A 17,962-nucleotide genomic window follows, 5' to 3' on the forward strand; every position below is an offset into this window, starting at 1 on the left:
ACGAGGAAGGCTCAGCGGCTCGGTAAACTCCCTCGCCCCACTCTTGCGGGGAGAGGGTTGGGGTGAGGGGCTACTTCCGCGAAGACGGTGGCAATCAACTCGCGGAGATTCCCCCTCACCCGATCGCTTCGCGATCGACCTCTCCCCGCAAGCGGGGCGAGGTAAAGAAGCATCACCTTCCGCTCGTCGCCTCCAGGCTGCGGCTATACCGCGACATCGCAAAGCAGAAGACAAAATAGATGGCGGCGACGAAGATGTAGACTTCGACGGAGAATTGCTGCCACGCCGGATCGATGATCGCGGTCTTGGCCGTCGTCAGCAAGTCGAAGATCCCGATAATCAGGACGAGGCTGGTGTCCTTGAAGAAGGCGATGAAGGTGTTGACCAGCGGCGGGATGACGTGACGGATCGCCTGCGGAAGGACGATCAGCCTGTTCTTGCGCCAGTAGGACAGACCGAGCGCGTCGGCCGCCTCGTATTGCCCGCGCGGCACGGCCTGGAGGCCGCCACGAATGACTTCGGCAAGATAGGCACCCGCAAACAGGATGATCGCGACCTGCGCGCGCAGGAGTTTGTCGATGTTGAAACCGTTCGGCATGAAGAGCGGAAACATGACGCTCGCCATGAACAGCAGGCTGACCAGCGGCACGCCGCGGATCAACTCGACATAGAGCACGCTGACCGAGCGGATCGCGGGCAGTTTTGAACGCCGGCCGAGTGCGACGAGGATGCCGAGCGGGAAGCCGAAAGCCAGACCAAAGGTCGCCAGGATCAGTGTCACCGGTAGGCCGCCCCAACGGTCCTGCGAGACGAACGACAAGCCGAATATGCCGCCCCACATCAGCACGCTGATCAGCGCGAGCGCTCCGATCCAGAGATAGGCCAGTTCGCGCCGCCATAAGGCGCGGCGGCTGGAGAGATAGAACAGGCCAATGAAGAGCAGCACCGCCAGCGCCGGCCGCCACTGCTCGTCGAACGGATAGGTGCCAAACAGGATGAAGCGATATTTCTCGGGGATGATCGCCCAGCATGCACCGACGCCGCGTACCGCGCGGCAGGCGCTGGAATCGTTCGCCGGGGTGAGCCAGACCGCATTGGCAATGCCCCACTGCACGAAGCTGAAGATGGCCTTTGCGAGCACCGCCAGCAATACGACCGAAAGGATGCCGTTCGGGATCGACGAGAATAAGTTCGTGCGCAACCAACGCAGCACCGGGTTGCCGATCTGCGGCCGGCGGGCGGCGCGCGGTGCTTCCGGAATCTCGGCGATCGCCGTCATGGTCAGCGCTCCACCAGCGCGATACGCGAATTGTACCAGTTCATGAAGAAGCTGATGCCGAGGCTGATGGTGAGAAACACCGCCATGATCAAAGCAATGGCCTCGATCGCCTGCCCGGTCTGGTTCAGCGTCGTGTTGGCGATCGAGACCACGTCCTGATAGCCTATCGCGACCGCAAGCGAAGAGTTCTTGGTCAGGTTGAGGTACTGGCTCGTCATTGGCGGCACGATCACGCGCAGTGCCTGCGGCAGGATGATCTGCCGCAGCATGAAGCTGCGGCGCAGTCCGAGCGCGTTGGCGGCATCCCACTGCCCGCGCGGCACCGACTGGATGCCGCTGCGCACGATCTCGGCGATGAAGGCCGAGGTGTAGGTGACGAGCGCGATCAGTAACGCAAAATATTCCGGCGCGAGCGTCAGCCCACCGACGAAGTTGAAGCCGCGCAACCCGGGCCATTCGATCGTCCAGGACACGCCGAGCAGCACGGACACCGCCGCAGGCAGCACAACGAGCAGCCCGAGCACAAAAGCCCAGGTCGGCCGCGGCTTGCCGTCGCGCATTTGCTGCGCGATGAGCCCCCGCCGGATGACATAGACCGCGACGAGCCCGAGCATTGCCGTGCCGAGCACCCAAAGCTGCGGCGTCCCGATCGGAATCGCCGGCAAAATCAACCCGCGATTGGACAGAAACACGCCCTCGATCGGCCGCCATGCCGCGCGCGCGGCCGGCAGCGCTTGCATCAGCACGTACCAGAACAGGAGCTGGAGCAGCAGCGGGATATCGCGGAGCGTTTCGACATACACCGCAGCGAGCCGCGACAGCAGCCAGTTGGCCGACAGCCGCGAGATGCCGATCACCGTGCCCAGGATGGTTGCAAGCACGATTCCGATCACGGCGACGCGCAGGGTGTTGGCGATGCCGACGACGAAGGCCCAGAGATATGAGTCTCTCGGATTGTAGGCGAGCAGGCTGTCGGCAATGGGCATGCCGGCCTCACGGCCGAGGAAGGCAAATCCGGTCGTGATGCGGCGCGCGGAGAGATTGGTCACCGTGTTGGACCAGAGGAAGACGATGACCGCGACTGCGATCCCGACCACCAGGGCCTGCCAGAACAGGCCTTTCAGCTCGCGCCGTCCGAAAGCGCCGAAGAAGCGGCGGCGCGGCGGCGGTCTCGGAGCGTCTGACGTCACAGCACAAAAATCCTTCGCGAAACGGCGATTTCCGGCGGCGTACGTCAACTGTTGCACCAAACTCTACTTCGTGCAACAAATGTTTCATGACCGAACCCGCGAAATCCTCGCCCCTGAGCGAACTGTGCATTGCATTGCCATCGCTTCCGATGCGGTTGCAGGAGGTCGGGCGTTTCGTCGCGGCCAACGATTACGACGCCACTACGCGTTCGATGCGCGATCTCGCAGCGGTGGCCGGCGCCGATCCCGCCGCGTTCACGCGGCTTGCCAAGGCGATCGGCTATTCGGGCTGGGATGAATTGCGCGCCGCACTGACGGAGGCGCGGCGGCCCTCGCAGATAGCGCCTTTCTCCGGCCGCGCCCGGAGCCGCCGCCACGGCCCGAACGCCGATGTCGCGCTCGTTACCGAAAAGCTGGAGGCCGAGGCCGCCGGCCTTCCGCGCATCCCGGCCCAGCCGATTGCGGAGGCGGCGCGCGCGCTCCACGACGCAAAACGGATCTGGATCACCGGCTATCGGAGCTGCCGCAGCGTCGCGGAATTGCTGAACTACGAGCTCCGGCTGTTTCGTCCCGAACAGGTGCAACTCGTCGGCGCCTCCGGCCCCGACGATCTCGACCTCGGCGCGTTTCGGCCCGGCGAGGCCGTCATCGTCATCGGCTTCATGCCCTACACCCATGCAAGCGTCCGGGTCGCGCAGGCCGCCTATCGCGCCGGCGCGGCCCTGATCGCGATCGCCGACAGCCCTTCGGCGCCGATGGCTGAAGGCGCCGACCACGTGCTGCTGTTCGAGGCGGCCTCCTCTCCCGGCTTTTTCCCGAGCCTCACCGGCGCCATTGCGATCGCGCAATCGCTGGCCGCCGTGACGTTTTCGCTCGGCGGCACGGCCGCGAAGAAGCGGCTGGAGCATAGCGAGGCGCGGCTGGCCGCGGCTTCAACTTACGTTTCAGAGAAAGGTTGACCCATGGCCGCTCGCACCAGCCGCATGCTGCATCGCTCGCTGCGCGAAACGCCGCCCAAGGCGATCGGTGGCGAAGGCGTCTACCTCTTCGCCGAGGACGGGCGGCGCATCATCGACGCCTCCGGCGGAGCTGCGGTCTCCTGTCTCGGCCACCAGCATCCGCGCGTGATCGCAGCGATCACGAAGCAGGCTTCGACCCTCGCTTATGCCCACACAGCCTTCTTCTCGTCCGAGCCGGCGGAGGCGCTGGCCGAGAGGCTGGTCGGCCATGAGCCCGGCGGCCTCGCCTACGCCTATTTCGTCAGCGGCGGGTCGGAGGCGATCGAGGCCAGCATCAAGCTCGCGCGGCAATATTTCATCGAGCGCGGCGAGCCGCAGCGGCAGCATTTCATCGCCCGGCGCCAGAGCTATCACGGCAACACGCTCGGCGCGCTCGCGGCGGGCGGCAATGCCTGGCGCCGCGCACCCTACGCGCCGCTGCTCTCCGCAGCCTTCAGCCACGTGACACCGGCCTTCGCCTATCACGAGAAGCACGAGGGCGAATCCGATGCGCAATTCGTCGCCCGGCTTGCGGCCGAGCTCGAAGCCGAGTTTCAGCGGCTCGGTACCAATACCGTCGCCGCGTTCCTCGCAGAGCCCGTCGTCGGCGCCACCGCAGGTGCCGTGACGGCGCCGGACGGCTACTTCAAGGCGGTGCGCGAGATCTGCGACCGCCACGGTGCGCTGCTCATTCTCGACGAGGTCATGTGCGGCATGGGCCGCACCGGCACCACGCACGCCTGGGAGCAGGAAGGCGTGGCGCCCGACATCCAGGCGATTGCCAAGGGTCTCGGCGGCGGCTACCAGCCGATCGGCGCGATGCTCGCGAGCGGCAGGATCATCGACACAATCCGCGCAGGTTCGGGCGCCTTCCTGCACGGCCACACTTATCTCGCGCATCCCCTCGCTTGCGCTGCTGCGCTCGCGGTGCAGGACGTGATCCGCGAGGACGGCCTGCTCGACCGGGTCAAGGAGAGCGGCAAGCTGCTCGAGCAGCGGCTCACAGAGCGCTTCGGCAATCACCGCCATGTCGGCGACATCAGGGGCCGCGGCCTGTTCTGGGCGATCGAGCTCGTCGCCGATCGCGCCAGCCGGACCTCGTTCGATCCCGCGCTGAAGCTGAACCAGAAGATCAAGGCGGAGGCCTTCGCCAACGGTCTCGGCTGCTATCCCGGCGGCGGCACCGTGGACGGCATCCGCGGCGACCACGTGCTGCTGGCGCCGCCCTATATCGCTTCGCCGGACGAGATCGACCTGATCGTCGACAAGCTCGGCACGGCCGTCGACAACGTATTGCGTAGTGTCAATCACTGAGGGGAGAATAGCATGATGAGGAAAGTGGTTATCGTAGCCGGCGTGCTCGCGGCATCGACGGTGGTCGCATCGGCGGCAACGCTCGACACTGTGAAGAGCCGCGGCACGCTGATATGCGGCGTCAGCGCCGGTTTTGCCGGCTTCTCCGCGCCGGATTCGCAAGGCAACTACAAGGGTCTCGACGTCGATTATTGCCGCGCGCTCGCCGCCGGCGTGCTCGGCGATGCCAGCAAGGTGCGTTACGTCTCGCTGACCGCGCAGAACCGCTTCACCGCGCTCCAGTCCGGCGAGATCGACGTGCTCTACCGCAACTCGACGCAGACCTATCTGCGCGGTGTCACGCTGGGCCTGCGGCAGGGACCGGTCAACTTCTACGACGGTCAGGGCTTCGTGGTGAAGAAGGACCTCGGCGTGAAGGAGATTAGGGATCTCAAGGGCGCCACTGTCTGCGTCGCGCAGGGCACCACGCATGAGGTCACGCTCGGCGATTATGGCCGCGCCAACGGCATCGACTGGAAGCCGCTGGTGTTCGACCGCGTCGACACCATGTACCAGACCTTCTTCGGCGGCCGTTGCGATGCCATGACCCAGGACGCTTCCGCGCTTGCTGGCGCCGTCACGACCGCGGCGCCGAACGCGGCCGACTACGTCGTACTGCCGCAGACCATCAGCAAGGAGCCGCTCGGCCCCTTCACCCGCAATGGCGACGAGGTCTGGAGCGACATCATCACCTGGCTGCATTACGGCCTGATCGAGGCCGAAGAGCTTGGCGTCACACAGGGCAATGTCGACGAGATGGCGAAGTCGCAGACGCCCGCGATCCAGCGCCTGCTCGGTGCCTCCGGCGATCTCGGCTCGCGGCTCGGGCTCGACAATAAATGGCTGGTCACGGCCCTCAAGGCCACCGGCAATTACGGCGAGATCTACGAGCGCAATGTCGGCAAGGCGAGCCCGCTGAAGCTCGAGCGCGGCCTCAACGGCCTCTGGAGCAAGGGCGGCTTGATGTACGCCGTGCCGTTCAAGTAAACGCTTAGCGTGTCCCGGACGCGCTGCGCCCGGGACACCCGACCTTGTATCAGGTAACGTTCAATGACGACGTCTCCTCGCATCGCGCTGATCCACGCCCTCAAGCATTCCATCGCTCCGATCGAGGCTGCGTTCGCAAAAGCGTGGCCGGAAGCGCGGTTGATGAACCTGCTCGATGACAGCCTGTCGGCGGACCTGGCGCGTGACGGCAAGCTCAATGATGCCATGACCGCGCGCTTTCTTGCGCTCGGTCGCTACGCCGCGGCGACAGGCGCGGATGCGATCCTGTTCACCTGCTCGGCCTTCGGTCCCTGCATCGAGGCGGTTGCGCGCGTGCATGCGCCGATGCCGGTGCTCAAGCCGAACGAAGCCATGATCGCACGGGCAGTGACGATGGGCCGGCGCATCGGCCTGCTCTCGACCTTCCCGCCGACGCTGGCCTCGATGCCGCCGGAGTTTCCGGCCTCCGTCCAGATCGTGCCGAAACTTGCCGAAGGAGCGCTGGCGGCGCTCGACCGCGGCGACCGCGCTACGCATGACCGGCTGATCGTGGAAGCCTCACGCGATTTGTGCGATTGCGACGTCGTCGCGCTCGCGCAGTTCAGCATCGCGGCAACTGCGCCTCTCGTGGCAGAAGCTACCGGCCGTCCCGTCGTGACCACGCCTGACAGCGCCATCGAGAAGCTGATGAAGTTGCTGAAAGCGAAGACCTAAGCGCCGGCCTTGTTCCGGCGCCGCGCGCCCTTGATCGCCGCCGCAAGCGCTGCCTTCGTTTCGCTGACAAAATCCTCGACCAGGTCCTCGCGTGTGGCATGGGCCGCCTCGCCGGTGAACAGACCCTGCTCGGCCAGCATCACCACGCCGTGCAACGCCGCCCAGATCTTGAGCGCTTGCCGCTCGCGCAGGTAATCGACTGCCGGAGCTTCCAGAGCCTCGATCACGAGCGCAAACGTTTCGCGGGTCGCTTCGTGCAGCTCGCTGCCTTTCGCCGCGCACGACACCGTGCGCGAGGCGAACATCAGGCGATAGATGCCATTCCGGCGTAGTCCGAAATCCAGCGTCGCCTGCGCCAGCAGCGACAGCTTCGACCGCTTCGATGGCTTTGCCATCGCCGCACGCAGAAGCGCGCTGAGTTGCCGGAACGCCTCCGCCGTCACCGCCGCAAGCAACGCCTCGCGATCGGCGAAATGCCGGTAGGGCGCCGGCTGCGAGACGCCCAGCTGCTTCGCAAGCGCTTTGATGCTGATCGCCTCCGTCCCGCCCTGCTCGGCTTCGCGCAGCGCGGCCTTGATCAAGGCGTCGCGGAGATCGCCATGGTGGTAGGTATTCTCGGGCTTGCGGGCAAGTTGTGAACGCATGTTGCGCAGAGCCTATAAGTTTGCGCTTGACAGGGGAAGCCTGCCGCGAATGTAATAGCCTATAACTTGAACAAAAACTCAGATGGGAGCGCGCGCCGCCTTCAGGTCGGAGCGCACACGACCGAGGGAGCCGCCATGACAGAGCGACTGAGGGTTCACGTCGATCCCGACAAATGCCAGGGACACGCGCGCTGCAAGGCGCTGGCGCCGGAGCTGTTCGAGCTCGACGAATACGGCAACGCCCACGAAGCCGGCGACGGCATCGTCCCGCCCGGCCTCGAAGACAAGGCCTGGCTTGCCAAATCCAATTGTCCGGAAATCGCGATCGACGTGATCGAGGAGTAGCGCAGCCGCTGCCGCCCCGCGTGCTTTCCGCGAACACGAGCCCCAAGGGATTTCGAGATGTCCGACGTCAGCCAGCCAGCCGCCCATCCGCCCGTTACCGGCTGGGTCCATGATTTCGACCACACCGATCCGCAATGGACGGAAGATCCCTTCCCGATCTGGGACGAGCTGCGCGCCGCAAGCCCGGTCGTGCACACCGAGCGCTTCCTCGGTTGTTACATGCCGACGACCTATGAGGCCGTGCGCGAGATCGCCAACGACAGCGAGCATTTCTCCTCGCGTCGCATCATCGTCCGAGACGTTCGGCCGGAGATCACCAGCAGAAACTCCGCCCCGCCGATCACGTCCGATCCGCCCGTGCACAAGCCAGCCAAGCAATTACTGCTGCCGCCGTTCACGCCGGACGCGATGAAGAAGCTGGAGCCGCGGGTGCGCGCGATCTGCAACGAGTTGATCGATGGTTTCATCGCTGAAGACCGACTGGACGCGGCAGAGCGCTACACCAAGCACATTCCGGTTCGCGCGATCGCACACATGCTCGGCATCCCCGAGACAGACAGCGATCTCTTTATCCGCTGGATCCACATGATCCTGGAACTAGGCATCAAGGACGAAAACACGCTGCTCCAGGCGGTGCAGGAGATGACCGTCTATTTCAGCGCCCATATCGAGGCGCGCAAGAACAAGCCAACCGACGACCTCATTTCCTATCTGATGAATGCCCGGGACAAGGACGGCAATCCGCTCGAGGATTCGCATGTGCTGGGCTCGCTGCGCCTGCTCCTGATTGCCGGCATCGACACCACCTGGAGCGCGATCGGCTCCTCGCTCTGGCACCTTGCCCGGACGCCCGCCGACCGCGAGCGCCTGATTGCCGAGCCCGAGCTGATCCCGACCGCGGTGGAGGAGCTGCTGCGCGCCTATTCGCCGGTGACGATGGCGCGCGAAGTGGTCAAGGAGACCACGATTTCGGGCTGCCCGGTCAAGGCGGGCAACATGGTGCTGCTGTCCTTCCCGGCCGCCAACCGTGACCCGAAAATGTTTCCGGATGCTGACAAGGTCGTGATTGACCGCCGCGAGAACCGCCACGCCGCCTTCGGCCTCGGCATCCACCGCTGCGTCGGCTCGAACCTTGCGCGCATGGAGATGCAGGTTGCGCTGGAGGAATGGCTGAAGCGAATTCCGGACTTCGCCCTCGATCCGGCAGGCACGGTGACCTGGTCACAGGGAACCGTCAGAGGCCCCCGCCAGTTGCCATTTTTGCTCGGAAAGGCGATGTAGACCTCTCCAAAGAGCGATACGGAGAGGCCGGACGTGACTGAGCAAATAATCCGACCGGCCTCCGACCACATTGACGTTGCCGACGCCAAGCGCCGGATCAAGGCGATCTTCATTGGCTCGATCGGCAATCTCGTCGAGTGGTACGACTTTTACGCCTACACCGCCTTTGCGCTCTATTTCGCACCCGCCTTCTTTCCCGGCAACGACCCTGTCGTCCAGCAGTTGAATGTCGCCGTCGTATTCGCGGCGACCTTCCTGATGCGGCCCCTGGGCGGCTGGCTGTTCGGCTATATCGCCGATCATTACGGGCGGCGCATCTCGCTGACGCTGTCGGTCGTCTTCATGTGCTTCGGCTCGCTGATCATCGCGTTGACGCCGACCTACGCCACGATCGGCTTCGCCGCGCCGGTGATCCTGGCGCTCGCCCGCGTCATCGAAGGCTTGAGTCTCGGCGGCGAATACGGCGCCAGCGCCACCTACCTCAGCGAGGTCGCCGACCCCAAGCACCGCGGCTTCTATTCGAGCTTCCAATACGTCACCCTGATCGGCGGCCAGCTCACCGCGATCATCGTCCTTCTGCTTCTGCAAAAGATCTTCCTCACGCCGGAGGAACTGAGAGCCTGGGGCTGGCGCATCCCGTTTGCGATCGGTGCGGCGCTCGCGATCTTTGCCGCCGTGATGCGGCGCGGCTTGCACGAGACCGAGGCCTTCGAAGAAGCCAGGAAGGTGGTGAAGCCGACCGGCTCGCTCACCAATTTGCTGCGCTATCCCCGCGAGCTGCTCCTGGTGGTCGGCCTGACCGCGGGCGGCACTGCGGCGTTCTACACTTTCACCACCTACATGCAGACCTTCGTCAAGCTTTCGGTGGGGTTGACCGAAGACCAGACCACTTTCGTGATCTTCGGCACGCTGATCTTTGCGACCATCCTGCAGCCGATCTATGGCGCCATCTCCGACAAGATCGGCCGCAAGCCGCTGCTGATCTTCTTCGGCGTCGCCGGCACGCTCGCAACCGTGCCGCTGCTGATGACGCTCAAGGAAACCAAGTCGCCATTCATCGCGTTCATCCTGATCTGCGGGGCCTGGCTTTTCGTCGCGGGATACACCTCGATCAACGCCGTGGTGAAGGCCGAGCTGTTCCCGACCAATGTCCGCGCCCTCGGCGTCGGCCTGCCCTATGCGATCACCGTCTCGCTGTTCGGCGGCACGGCGCCGGCGATCGCGCTCTATTTCAAGAGCATCGGGCATGAGGAGTGGTTCTACTACTATCTCGCCGGCATCATCTGCCTGTCACTGATCATCTATTCCACCATGCGCGACACCAAGCACGCCTCCGCGATGCACCGACACGAGTAGCCGATGGCCGAAGACAACGAGCCGCCCGACAGCAAGCTGACGCGCACCAAGGAAAAATGGGCGCGCGAAGGCCGTTTTTTGACCGGCAAGATCACGCGCCCGGAAGATCAGCGCCTGCCGCCCGGCCAGCATCTGACAAAAGATTGGCCGGTGCTCGATCTCGGGGTCGTGCCGCCGGTTTCGCGCGAGCGCTGGCGGCTCGACGTCCACGGCGCGATCGAGAACCCCGTGTTCTGGACCTTTGCCGAGTTCGCCGCCCAGAAGCAGGCGCAGTTCACCTCCGACATCCACTGCGTCACCACCTGGTCGCGCTACGACAATGAGTGGGAGGGGCTCGCCACGCGCGAGCTGCTCGCGGCTTGCCGGCCGCGTGCGGACGCGCGCTTCGTCGTGCTGCATTCCCATGACGGCTACACCACCAACCTCGCGCTGGACGATTTCGCCGCCGAGGACGCATTGCTTGCCCATAGCTGGTCGGGTGAGCCACTATCGGCCGAACATGGCGGCCCGGTGCGGCTGGTCGTGCCGCATCTGTATTTCTGGAAGAGCGCCAAATGGCTCCAGGCCATCGAGTTCCTGACCGAGGACGCGCCGGGCTTCTGGGAAGTCCGTGGCTACCATAACCGTGGCGATCCCTGGGCAGAGCAACGCTATTCTGACGACTAGGTTCAAGCAAGGACGGGGGAAGCTCATGCCGACAGAGCGCTTTCAATTCACCGGCGAAGCCGGCCATCAACTTTCGGCCGCGCTGGAGCTACCCGACGGCGAGCCCGCGGCCTTCGCACTGTTCGCGCATTGCTTCACCTGCGGCAAGGACACGCTGGCCGCCAAACGCATCTCGGTCGCGCTCGCCGCCAAGGGCATCGCGGTGCTGCGCTTCGACTTCACCGGCCTCGGCTCCAGTGAAGGGGATTTTGCCAATTCGACGTTTTCCTCCAACGTCGCCGATCTCGTGCGCGCCGCCGATCACCTGCGTAGCCTCCGCAAGGCGCCGTCGATCCTGATCGGTCACAGCCTCGGCGGCGCCGCGATCCTCGCGGCAGCAGGCCAAATCCCGGAAGCCAAGGCGGTTGTGACCATTGCGGCACCATCCGATCCCGCCCACGTCACCGGCCTGTTCAAAGAGCATCTCGACGACATTCGAACGCAGGGTGAGGTCGAGGTCTCGCTCGCGGGGCGCCCGTTCCGGATCAAGCGCGAATTCCTCGACGACATCGCCGAGCACGAGCTGATGAAGGACGTCACCGGCCTGCACAAGGCGCTGTTGGTGATGCATTCTCCGCTCGACGATACGGTCGGCATCGACAATGCGACGAAGCTCTTCGTCTCCGCCCGGCATCCCAAGAGCTTCGTCTCGCTCGATCATGCCGATCATCTCCTGACCAAGCCGGCCGACGCACTCTACGCAGCCGACGTCATCGTGGCCTGGGCAAGCCGGTACATCGACACGGCAAAACCTGCGAAGGCGATGGATCTCCCCGAGGCACCGCGCCGGGTCGTGGTGCAGGAGACCCGCAAGAGCAAGTTCAACCAGGTCGTCAGCGTCGGACCGCACCGTCTGGTCGCGGACGAGCCGGTCGCCGCCGGCGGCGAGGATGCCGGCCCTGGTCCCTACGATCTCCTGCTCGCTGGCCTCGGGGCCTGTACCTCCATGACCATGCGCCTCTATGCCGACCGCAAGTCGCTGCCGCTCGATCGTGTCACCGTCTCGCTGAAACATTCGAAGATCTACGCAAAAGACTGCGCGGAGTGCGAGACGCGCGATGGCATGCTCGACCAGATCGAGCGCGACATCGCGATGGACGGCGCGCTCGATGCCGAGCAGCGCAAGAAATTGATGGAGATCGCCGACAAGTGCCCCGTGCACCGGACGCTGACCTCGGAAATCCGCATCGTGACCAAGGCCGTGGATTAGCGCGCTTGTGCTAGAAGCAGGACGCCATCGTCCGTACCGCCGCGGTGATCTCGCTCTCGCGCCAGGCCGCGAAGCCGAGCAGCAGGCCGTGATCGCGCGGCCTGCCCAGTGCCAAGCCGGACAGGGCACGCGTTTCAACGCCCGCTTCGACCAACCGCTTGACCGCCGCCTGATCGGCGCGGCCGCGCTTGAGGCGGGCGACGAGCTGGAGGCCGCCCGGGGGCACTTCGGCAGCGAGCACGTCGCCTAAATGGCGCTCCAATCCCTCGACGAGATGATCGCGGCGGGCGTGATAGATCCGGCGCATCCGGCGCAGATGCGCCAGGAAATGCCCGTCGGCAATGAACTCGGCCAGTGCTTCCTGGATGTGGCTCGCGGCGATCAGTCCGATGTGCCGCTGTACGATCTCGAGGATGTTGACCAGTGCCGGCGGAACGACGAGATAGCCGAGCCGGATGTCCGAGGTCATGGCCTTCGAGAACGTGCCGACATAGAACACGCGGCCATGGGCATCGAGTCCCTGCAAAGCCGGCACCGGCCGGCTGTCATAGTGGAATTCGCCGTCGTAATCGTCCTCGACGATCCAGGTCTTGCCGGGCCTGCTCAGGCCAAGAAATTCCGTGCGACGCGAGAGCGACATCAGGCGGCCGGTCGGGTGCTGGTGCGACGGCGTCATGAAGATCAATGTCGGGGCCGCCAGTCCCGGAATCCGCTGCATGCCCTGCTCGTCCAACCTCACCCCGATCACGCGCGCACCGGACGCACGGAAGGCGGCCGCGGCGCCAGGATAGCCGGGATCCTCGACCCAAACGTCGTCGCCGGGGGTGATGACGGCGGCCGCAATCAAGGTCAGCGCAGCCTGCGCGCTCGGCAGAACGAGGATCTGATCCGCCGTCGCGCGCACGCCCCTGCTGGTCGCGAGATAATGCGCCAATGCCTCGCGCAGGCGCGTCCGGTTGACCGGTCCGAGCTCGCGCTTGGCCGCGTGCACGGCGCTGCGGCGCAGGCAACGCGCCCAGACCTCGTTTGGAAACTCCCTGAAATCGCCGTGCCCGGGACGCAAGGGTCTCAGTCGCGCCTGATAAGACATCGGCCAGTCGGTCTGCGTGAGGCTCGAAGCCCAGGGCGATAGCCGCGGCTTGCCAAGGCGCATGCGAGATGCGACGGCGCCCGCCTCTGCGACGCGCTCGCCGCCGTCGACCGTGACTATCGGACGGCGGCCGTGCGACGTTTCGAGATATCCCTCGGCGGCGAGCTGCTCGAACGCATAGGTCACGGTGTTGCGCGAGACGCCGAGATCGCTCGCAAGCCGGCGGCTCGAGGGCAGCGTGCGGCCTTTGACGAGACGGCCGCTCGCGATCAAGCTGCGGAGCTGGCCCGTCAGTTGAGCCACCAGCCCCTCGTCGTCGGCTCGGTTCAGGTCGATCTGGGCGGAGATCAGGCTTTCCGGAACTGGCACCTTAATCCTTTCCTATCTGGCACTTCTTAAGGTGCCAGATAGAAGCTATCCGCAGGACCGGATTGCTTCAAGGACCTGTGAGATGAACTCCCTTTCCCCCCGCGCGGCCGTTGGCCTGTTCCTCATCGTCGTGCTGGCTTGGGGCGTGAACTGGTCGGTGACGAAGCAGCTGGTGCAGTTCGTGCCGCCGCTGTGGAGCGCGACGATCCGGAGCTGGATCGCGCTGGCTGGATTGTTCGTGATCCTCGGGCTCAGCAACAATCTAGTGATCCCGGACCGGCGTGACATTCAGGTCGTCCTCAGCGTTGCACTGCTGCACATGACGCTGTTTTCGGTTCTGGTTGCTTCGGGTCTGCGCTTCCTGCCCGCAAGCAAGGGCGTCGTGCTCGGCTACACCACCCGCTCTGGGTCGCGATCGCCGCGCCCCTGCTCGGGAAGGACACTTTGACGCCGCCGAAGCTCGCCGGCGCACTGCTGGGGCTGATCGGCCTGATCGTCATCCTGAACCCGGCCTCGATCGACTGGGCCAATGTCGTGCTCGGCGCCGGCATGGTTATCCTGGCCGCAATCTCCTGGGCCGGGAACATCATCTATATTCGCGCGCATCGCTGGATCGCCTCGCCGCTCCAGCTTCTGATCTGGCAGGTGCTGGTGGCGACTATCGTGCTGTCAGTGAGCGCGACCATCGCGGAGGGCCTGCCGCGGGTGGAGTGGTCGTGGAGGCTCGTCCTGCTGTTCCTGTATTCCGGGCTGATCGGAACGGTGCTGGCCTATTGGGCGATGTCGATGGTGAACAAGAGTATCTCGGCCCTGACGACCTCGCTCGGCACCACCGCAACACCTCTCGTCGGCATCGCCAGCGCCGCGATCCTGCTGGGCGAGCCGATCGACATGAGCCTTGCGATCGCGGCGGCGCTGATCGTCACCGGCATCGGTCTCGCAACACTTGGCGATCGCCTGCTGCGTGGTCAGGCTACCGCGAAGGGCTGAACGCGCAGCATCCCGCGCAAGCCCGCCGTCGTGCCGAGCAGGATGCCGGCAAGTGCGACAAACGAGCCGAGCGCGAGCGTCGATACGCCAGTGAGCCCCTGCCCGATCGAACAGCCGAAGGCCATCACGCCGCCGATGCCCATCAGCGCGGCGCCACCCGCCGATCGCAGCATGTGGCGTGGCGAGGAATAGCCTTCGAGATGGAAACGGCCGGTCGCAAGCGCGGTGACCAGACTGCCAGCGAAGACACCGGCAACTGTCGCGATGCCGAAATTCGGCGTCAGGCCGGTCGAGAGCATGGCGTATTGCAGGCTATCCGCGATCGGCGCGATGAAGGTGAGCGAGGTCACTGGGACGGGGTTGAAGTCATCTGCGCCGAGATAGCCAGTGACGAGCCAGCCGCCGGCGACCAGGAGACCGACGATGACGCCGGCTGCGATCTGGCCGGGCGAACGCCGGAACGCCGGGTGCGCGAAAGCAAACAGGATCAGCACGACGACGATGACGGCAGCAGCCAGCGCGCGCGAAACCGCTTCAGCCGGACCGAACACGGCCAACAATGACGGCAGCGAATTCACGTTGACCGTGGTTTGCGAGGCCTGGACAAGCGCGATGCGCGCCGGCGCGATCAGGCCCTTGAGCGTCATCTGCGCGGCGATGGCGAGCACGACCACCACGACGAAGGAGCGGAGATTGCCGCGACCGAGCAGCACCAGCGCGCGCGAACCGCAGCCGTTCGACAGCACCATGCCATATCCGAACAGAAGCCCGCCGAGAAACAGCACCGGCACCGAAAACGACTGTTGCAGGTAGATCGACTTGCCGAGATCGACCATGCCGTTGCCGGCGATGAATTGGCTCGCTGCGGTCGCAACCGCGATCGCCAACGCATAGGTGCGTACCAGCCGCCCGTCCCCCTTCGACAGCCAGCCGCGCATGCTGCTCATCAGGCAGAAGCCGCTGAGCAGGCCGACGGCGCCGTAAACCAGGCCAATGACGAGGCCGGCGAGGATGACGAGTTGGGTGGACGATTCCATCATCAAGGCTTCAGGATCACGCGATCCCGCGACGAGCCGGCAACGGCGACATAGGCCTCCTTCGCGCGTTCGAGCGGATAGACGGCGTTCGCCTTGATCGGGAACGGTTTCAGGTGTCCGCTCGCGAAGCCCGGGCCGAGGTCACGCAGCACAGCACCTGTCGCGATCGACGACAGGCCGAGCGTGTCGATGCCGACATAGGTATGTTGCCCGCGATAGAATTCGAGGATGTTGAACTGCACGATGCGGTCGATCGCGGCGATCAGGATCTGGCGGCCGCGAAGCGCGAGCGACTTGTGCGCCGCCTGGAAATAGGGATCGCCGACCGTGTTGAAGACGATGTCGGCGCCTTTACCATCGGTCAACTCGCGTACGCGTGTGGCCACATCGGTCGCGGAAGCGTCGATCACTTCGATGGACGCGTTGGTATGGCCCTCATAAGCTTCCGCCTTGCGCACCACGCCGATGACACGCGCGCCCTGCCAGGTCGCGATCTGCACCGCCGCTTGACCGACCTTGCCGTTGACGCCGAACACCAGCACCGTTTCGCCGGACTTTGGAATGCTGGCGCGGCGAAAACCCTCCATCGCGGTGACAAAGGGCACGCCGATGCCGGCGGCCTCCTCCCAGGACACGGTCTTGGGCTTATCGACCACCGCGTCGGATTCAACGACGAGATGGCTGGCGTGAGTGCCGTCGCGACGGATGCCGAGATCGCCGGAGGAGCCGAACACCTCGCGGCCGATCATACCGGCCGGTCCGTCGATCACCACACCTGCGTAGTCGCGCCCGGGCGTGCGCGGAAAGACGGCATAGGGCATTAGCCCCGTCGCGGCCTTGACGTCGGACGGATTGACGGCGGCAGCCTTGATCTCGATCAGGAGATCATTCGGACCACGCGCGAGGGTATGACGCTCGACGGCAGGTGCAAGCGCGGCGGCGTTCTCGGCCTTGGCATTGAGGCGCACGCAGCGCGCGTCGACGGCTCTGGTATCGGCTGGTGGTGACATCGAAAGGCCCACAACTTCTCGCGGGCCTTGTCGCCTTTGGGGACGGTCGAGTCAATCCGTCAAGTCAATCCTTGGGCCGCTTGTCGTAGAGCCGCTTGGCCTTGCCGAGCGAGCGCTCCAGCGTGGCCGGCGCAACCACGCTCACCCTGGAGCTGATGCCAATGGTGTTCTTGATGTGAGTAGAGATCCGGTCGGCATGATCGAGGAGACCCCGGCCGTCCCAACTCTCCGGCCGCGCCTCGGCAATGATGGTCAGCTCGTCCATTCGTCCTTCGCGGGTGAGTTCCAGAATGAAATGCCCGCCGCACCAGTCGGTGGCGAGCAGAACCTCCTCGATCTGGGTCGGGAACAGGTTGACGCCGCGCAGGATGATCATGTCGTCTGAGCGCCCCGTCACCTTCTCCATCCGCCGCATGCCCGGCCGCGCCGTGCCCGGCAACAGGCGCGTGAGATCGCGGGTGCGATAGCGGATCACCGGAAATGCTTCCTTGGTGAGCGAAGTAAAGACCAGTTCGCCCTTTTCCCCGTCGGGCAGCACCGCACCTGTGTCGGGGTCGATCACTTCAGGATAGAAATGGTCTTCCCAGATGTGCAGTCCGTCCTTGCTCTCGATGCATTCCTGGGCGACGCCGGGGCCGATCACTTCGGAGAGGCCATAGATGTCGGTCGCATCCATGTCCAAGGCATCCTCGATCTCGCCGCGCATCGCATTGGTCCAGGGCTCCGCGCCGAAATGCCGACCTTGAGCGAGCACTGGCGCGGATCGAGCTTCTGGCGCTTGAACTCGTCGAGGATCGCAAGCATGTAGCTCGGCGTCACCGTGATGATGTCGGGCCGGAAATCGTTGATGAGCTGCACCTGCCGCTCGGTCATGCCTCCGGAGATCGGCACCACCGTGCAGCCGAGCTTTTCGGCGCCATAGTGCACCCCTAACCCGCCGGTGAAGAGGCCGTAGCCATAGGCATTGTGGATGATCATGCCGGTGCGACCCCCGGCGGCGCGGATCGAGCGCGCCATCACGTCCGACCATGTGTCGATGTCGCGTTGCGTATAGCCCACCACGATCGGCTTGCCCGTCGTGCCGGAGGACGCATGCACGCGCACCAGTTTTTCACGGGGCACGGCAAACATGTTGAAGGGATAATTGTCGCGCAAATCCGTCTTCACCGTGAACGGGAATTTCGCAAGATCCGAGAGCTCTCGAAATTGCGACGGATGCACGCCGGCCGCATTGAAGGCCTCGCGATAGTGAGCGACGTTGTCGTAGGCGTGCTTCAGCGACCAGGCCAGCCGCTGCACCTGCAGCGCTATGATTTCGTCGCGCGATGCGCGCTCGTGCGCATCCAGCTCGGCCTTATAGGTGTCGCCACCTTCCTTGAGCCTCGTCAGAGCCATCCTCGTTTC

Annotated in this window: 17 protein-coding genes and 1 pseudogene; 11 read left to right on the forward strand and 7 right to left on the reverse strand. The window is 64.8% G+C overall.

The genetic code is table 11. The annotated features are described in order from the left end of the window. Positions 1-172 precede the first annotated feature (172 nt). Positions 173-1,279, reverse strand: a complete 1,107-nt coding sequence (locus ABIC03_RS06425) for an amino acid ABC transporter permease (RefSeq protein ID WP_354056453.1) — start codon at positions 1,277-1,279, stop codon at positions 173-175. A gap of 2 nt (positions 1,280-1,281) precedes the next feature. Next, positions 1,282-2,469 carry an amino acid ABC transporter permease gene (locus tag ABIC03_RS06430; RefSeq protein WP_354056455.1) on the reverse strand — a complete coding sequence of 396 codons (1,188 nt, stop codon included), beginning with the start codon at positions 2,467-2,469 and terminating at the stop codon, positions 1,282-1,284. 86 nt (positions 2,470-2,555) lie between these two features. Here ABIC03_RS06430 and ABIC03_RS06435 point away from each other — a divergent pair, with 86 nt between their 5' ends. The 4 genes from ABIC03_RS06435 to ABIC03_RS06450 all read left to right on the forward strand — a co-directional run bounded on the left by ABIC03_RS06435 (position 2,556) and on the right by ABIC03_RS06450 (position 6,521). After that, positions 2,556-3,428, forward strand: coding sequence for a MurR/RpiR family transcriptional regulator (locus ABIC03_RS06435; RefSeq protein ID WP_354056457.1), 873 nt, complete (start codon positions 2,556-2,558; stop codon positions 3,426-3,428). A 3-nt stretch (positions 3,429-3,431) separates the two neighbouring features. Further along, positions 3,432-4,781: an aspartate aminotransferase family protein gene (locus ABIC03_RS06440; RefSeq protein WP_354056459.1), complete on the forward strand. Its 1,350-nt coding sequence runs from the start codon at positions 3,432-3,434 to the stop codon at positions 4,779-4,781. A gap of 12 nt (positions 4,782-4,793) precedes the next feature. Beyond that, positions 4,794-5,807, forward strand: a complete 1,014-nt coding sequence (locus tag ABIC03_RS06445; protein ID WP_354056461.1) for an amino acid ABC transporter substrate-binding protein — start codon at positions 4,794-4,796, stop codon at positions 5,805-5,807. Positions 5,808-5,870: 63 nt separating this feature from the next. Further along, positions 5,871-6,521: an aspartate/glutamate racemase family protein gene (locus tag ABIC03_RS06450; RefSeq protein WP_354056463.1), complete on the forward strand. Its 651-nt coding sequence runs from the start codon at positions 5,871-5,873 to the stop codon at positions 6,519-6,521. Here ABIC03_RS06450 and ABIC03_RS06455 read toward each other — a convergent pair. Beyond that, the gene (locus ABIC03_RS06455; protein WP_354056465.1) at positions 6,518-7,165 is read right to left on the reverse strand and encodes a TetR/AcrR family transcriptional regulator; all 648 of its coding nucleotides are present in this window, start codon (positions 7,163-7,165) and stop codon (positions 6,518-6,520) included. The two genes, ABIC03_RS06450 and ABIC03_RS06455, sit on opposite strands and share 4 nt — an antisense overlap. Positions 7,166-7,300: 135 nt before the next feature. Between ABIC03_RS06455 and ABIC03_RS06460 the strand changes: the two genes are divergently transcribed. Genes ABIC03_RS06460 through ABIC03_RS06480 form a run of 5 tightly spaced genes read left to right on the forward strand, consistent with a single transcriptional unit; the run spans position 7,301 to position 12,062 of the window. Beyond that, complete coding sequence (locus ABIC03_RS06460) at positions 7,301-7,510, forward strand: ferredoxin (protein ID WP_015687579.1); 210 nt, start codon at positions 7,301-7,303, stop codon at positions 7,508-7,510. A gap of 57 nt (positions 7,511-7,567) precedes the next feature. Beyond that, a complete protein-coding gene (locus tag ABIC03_RS06465; protein WP_354056468.1) occupies positions 7,568-8,791 on the forward strand; it encodes a cytochrome P450 in 1,224 nt (407 codons plus the stop codon). 33 nt (positions 8,792-8,824) lie between these two features. Beyond that, on the forward strand, positions 8,825-10,147 hold the full coding sequence (locus ABIC03_RS06470; protein WP_354056470.1) for an MFS transporter: 1,323 nt from the start codon (positions 8,825-8,827) through the stop codon (positions 10,145-10,147). Positions 10,148-10,150: 3 nt separating this feature from the next. Then, positions 10,151-10,813 (forward strand): sulfite oxidase-like oxidoreductase, encoded by a 663-nt coding sequence (locus ABIC03_RS06475; RefSeq protein ID WP_354056472.1) that lies wholly within the window; start codon positions 10,151-10,153, stop codon positions 10,811-10,813. 25 nt (positions 10,814-10,838) lie between these two features. Further along, positions 10,839-12,062: a bifunctional alpha/beta hydrolase/OsmC family protein gene (locus tag ABIC03_RS06480; RefSeq protein WP_354056474.1), complete on the forward strand. Its 1,224-nt coding sequence runs from the start codon at positions 10,839-10,841 to the stop codon at positions 12,060-12,062. Between the two features lie 10 nt (positions 12,063-12,072). Here the strand turns inward: ABIC03_RS06480 and pdxR are convergent, their stop codons facing one another. Further along, positions 12,073-13,521 carry a MocR-like pyridoxine biosynthesis transcription factor PdxR gene (pdxR, locus tag ABIC03_RS06485; RefSeq protein ID WP_354056476.1) on the reverse strand — a complete coding sequence of 483 codons (1,449 nt, stop codon included), beginning with the start codon at positions 13,519-13,521 and terminating at the stop codon, positions 12,073-12,075. A gap of 82 nt (positions 13,522-13,603) precedes the next feature. On the opposite strand from pdxR, the gene ABIC03_RS06490 reads away from it, so the two are divergent. Together ABIC03_RS06490 and ABIC03_RS06495 are read left to right on the forward strand one after the other, a co-directional pair. Beyond that, positions 13,604-13,969: an EamA family transporter gene (locus ABIC03_RS06490; RefSeq protein ID WP_354056478.1), complete on the forward strand. Its 366-nt coding sequence runs from the start codon at positions 13,604-13,606 to the stop codon at positions 13,967-13,969. After that, on the forward strand, positions 13,966-14,511 hold the full coding sequence (locus tag ABIC03_RS06495; protein ID WP_354056480.1) for a DMT family transporter: 546 nt from the start codon (positions 13,966-13,968) through the stop codon (positions 14,509-14,511). The genes ABIC03_RS06490 and ABIC03_RS06495 overlap by 4 nt, the downstream gene beginning before the upstream one ends. Here ABIC03_RS06495 and ABIC03_RS06500 read toward each other — a convergent pair. From ABIC03_RS06500 to paaK, 3 genes and pseudogenes are all read right to left on the reverse strand, one after another. Beyond that, positions 14,490-15,548, reverse strand: coding sequence for a YeeE/YedE family protein (locus ABIC03_RS06500; protein ID WP_354057519.1), 1,059 nt, complete (start codon positions 15,546-15,548; stop codon positions 14,490-14,492). The two genes, ABIC03_RS06495 and ABIC03_RS06500, sit on opposite strands and share 22 nt — an antisense overlap. 2 nt (positions 15,549-15,550) lie before the next feature. Then, positions 15,551-16,558, reverse strand: a complete 1,008-nt coding sequence (locus ABIC03_RS06505; protein ID WP_354056482.1) for a quinone oxidoreductase family protein — start codon at positions 16,556-16,558, stop codon at positions 15,551-15,553. A gap of 64 nt (positions 16,559-16,622) precedes the next feature. Further along, positions 16,623-17,953: pseudogene (paaK, locus tag ABIC03_RS06510) on the reverse strand (phenylacetate--CoA ligase PaaK). Positions 17,954-17,962 lie beyond the last annotated feature (9 nt).

This window comes from Bradyrhizobium sp. RT6a (assembly GCF_040547675.1).
In the GTDB taxonomy this organism is placed as follows: Bacteria; Pseudomonadota; Alphaproteobacteria; order Rhizobiales; family Xanthobacteraceae; genus Bradyrhizobium.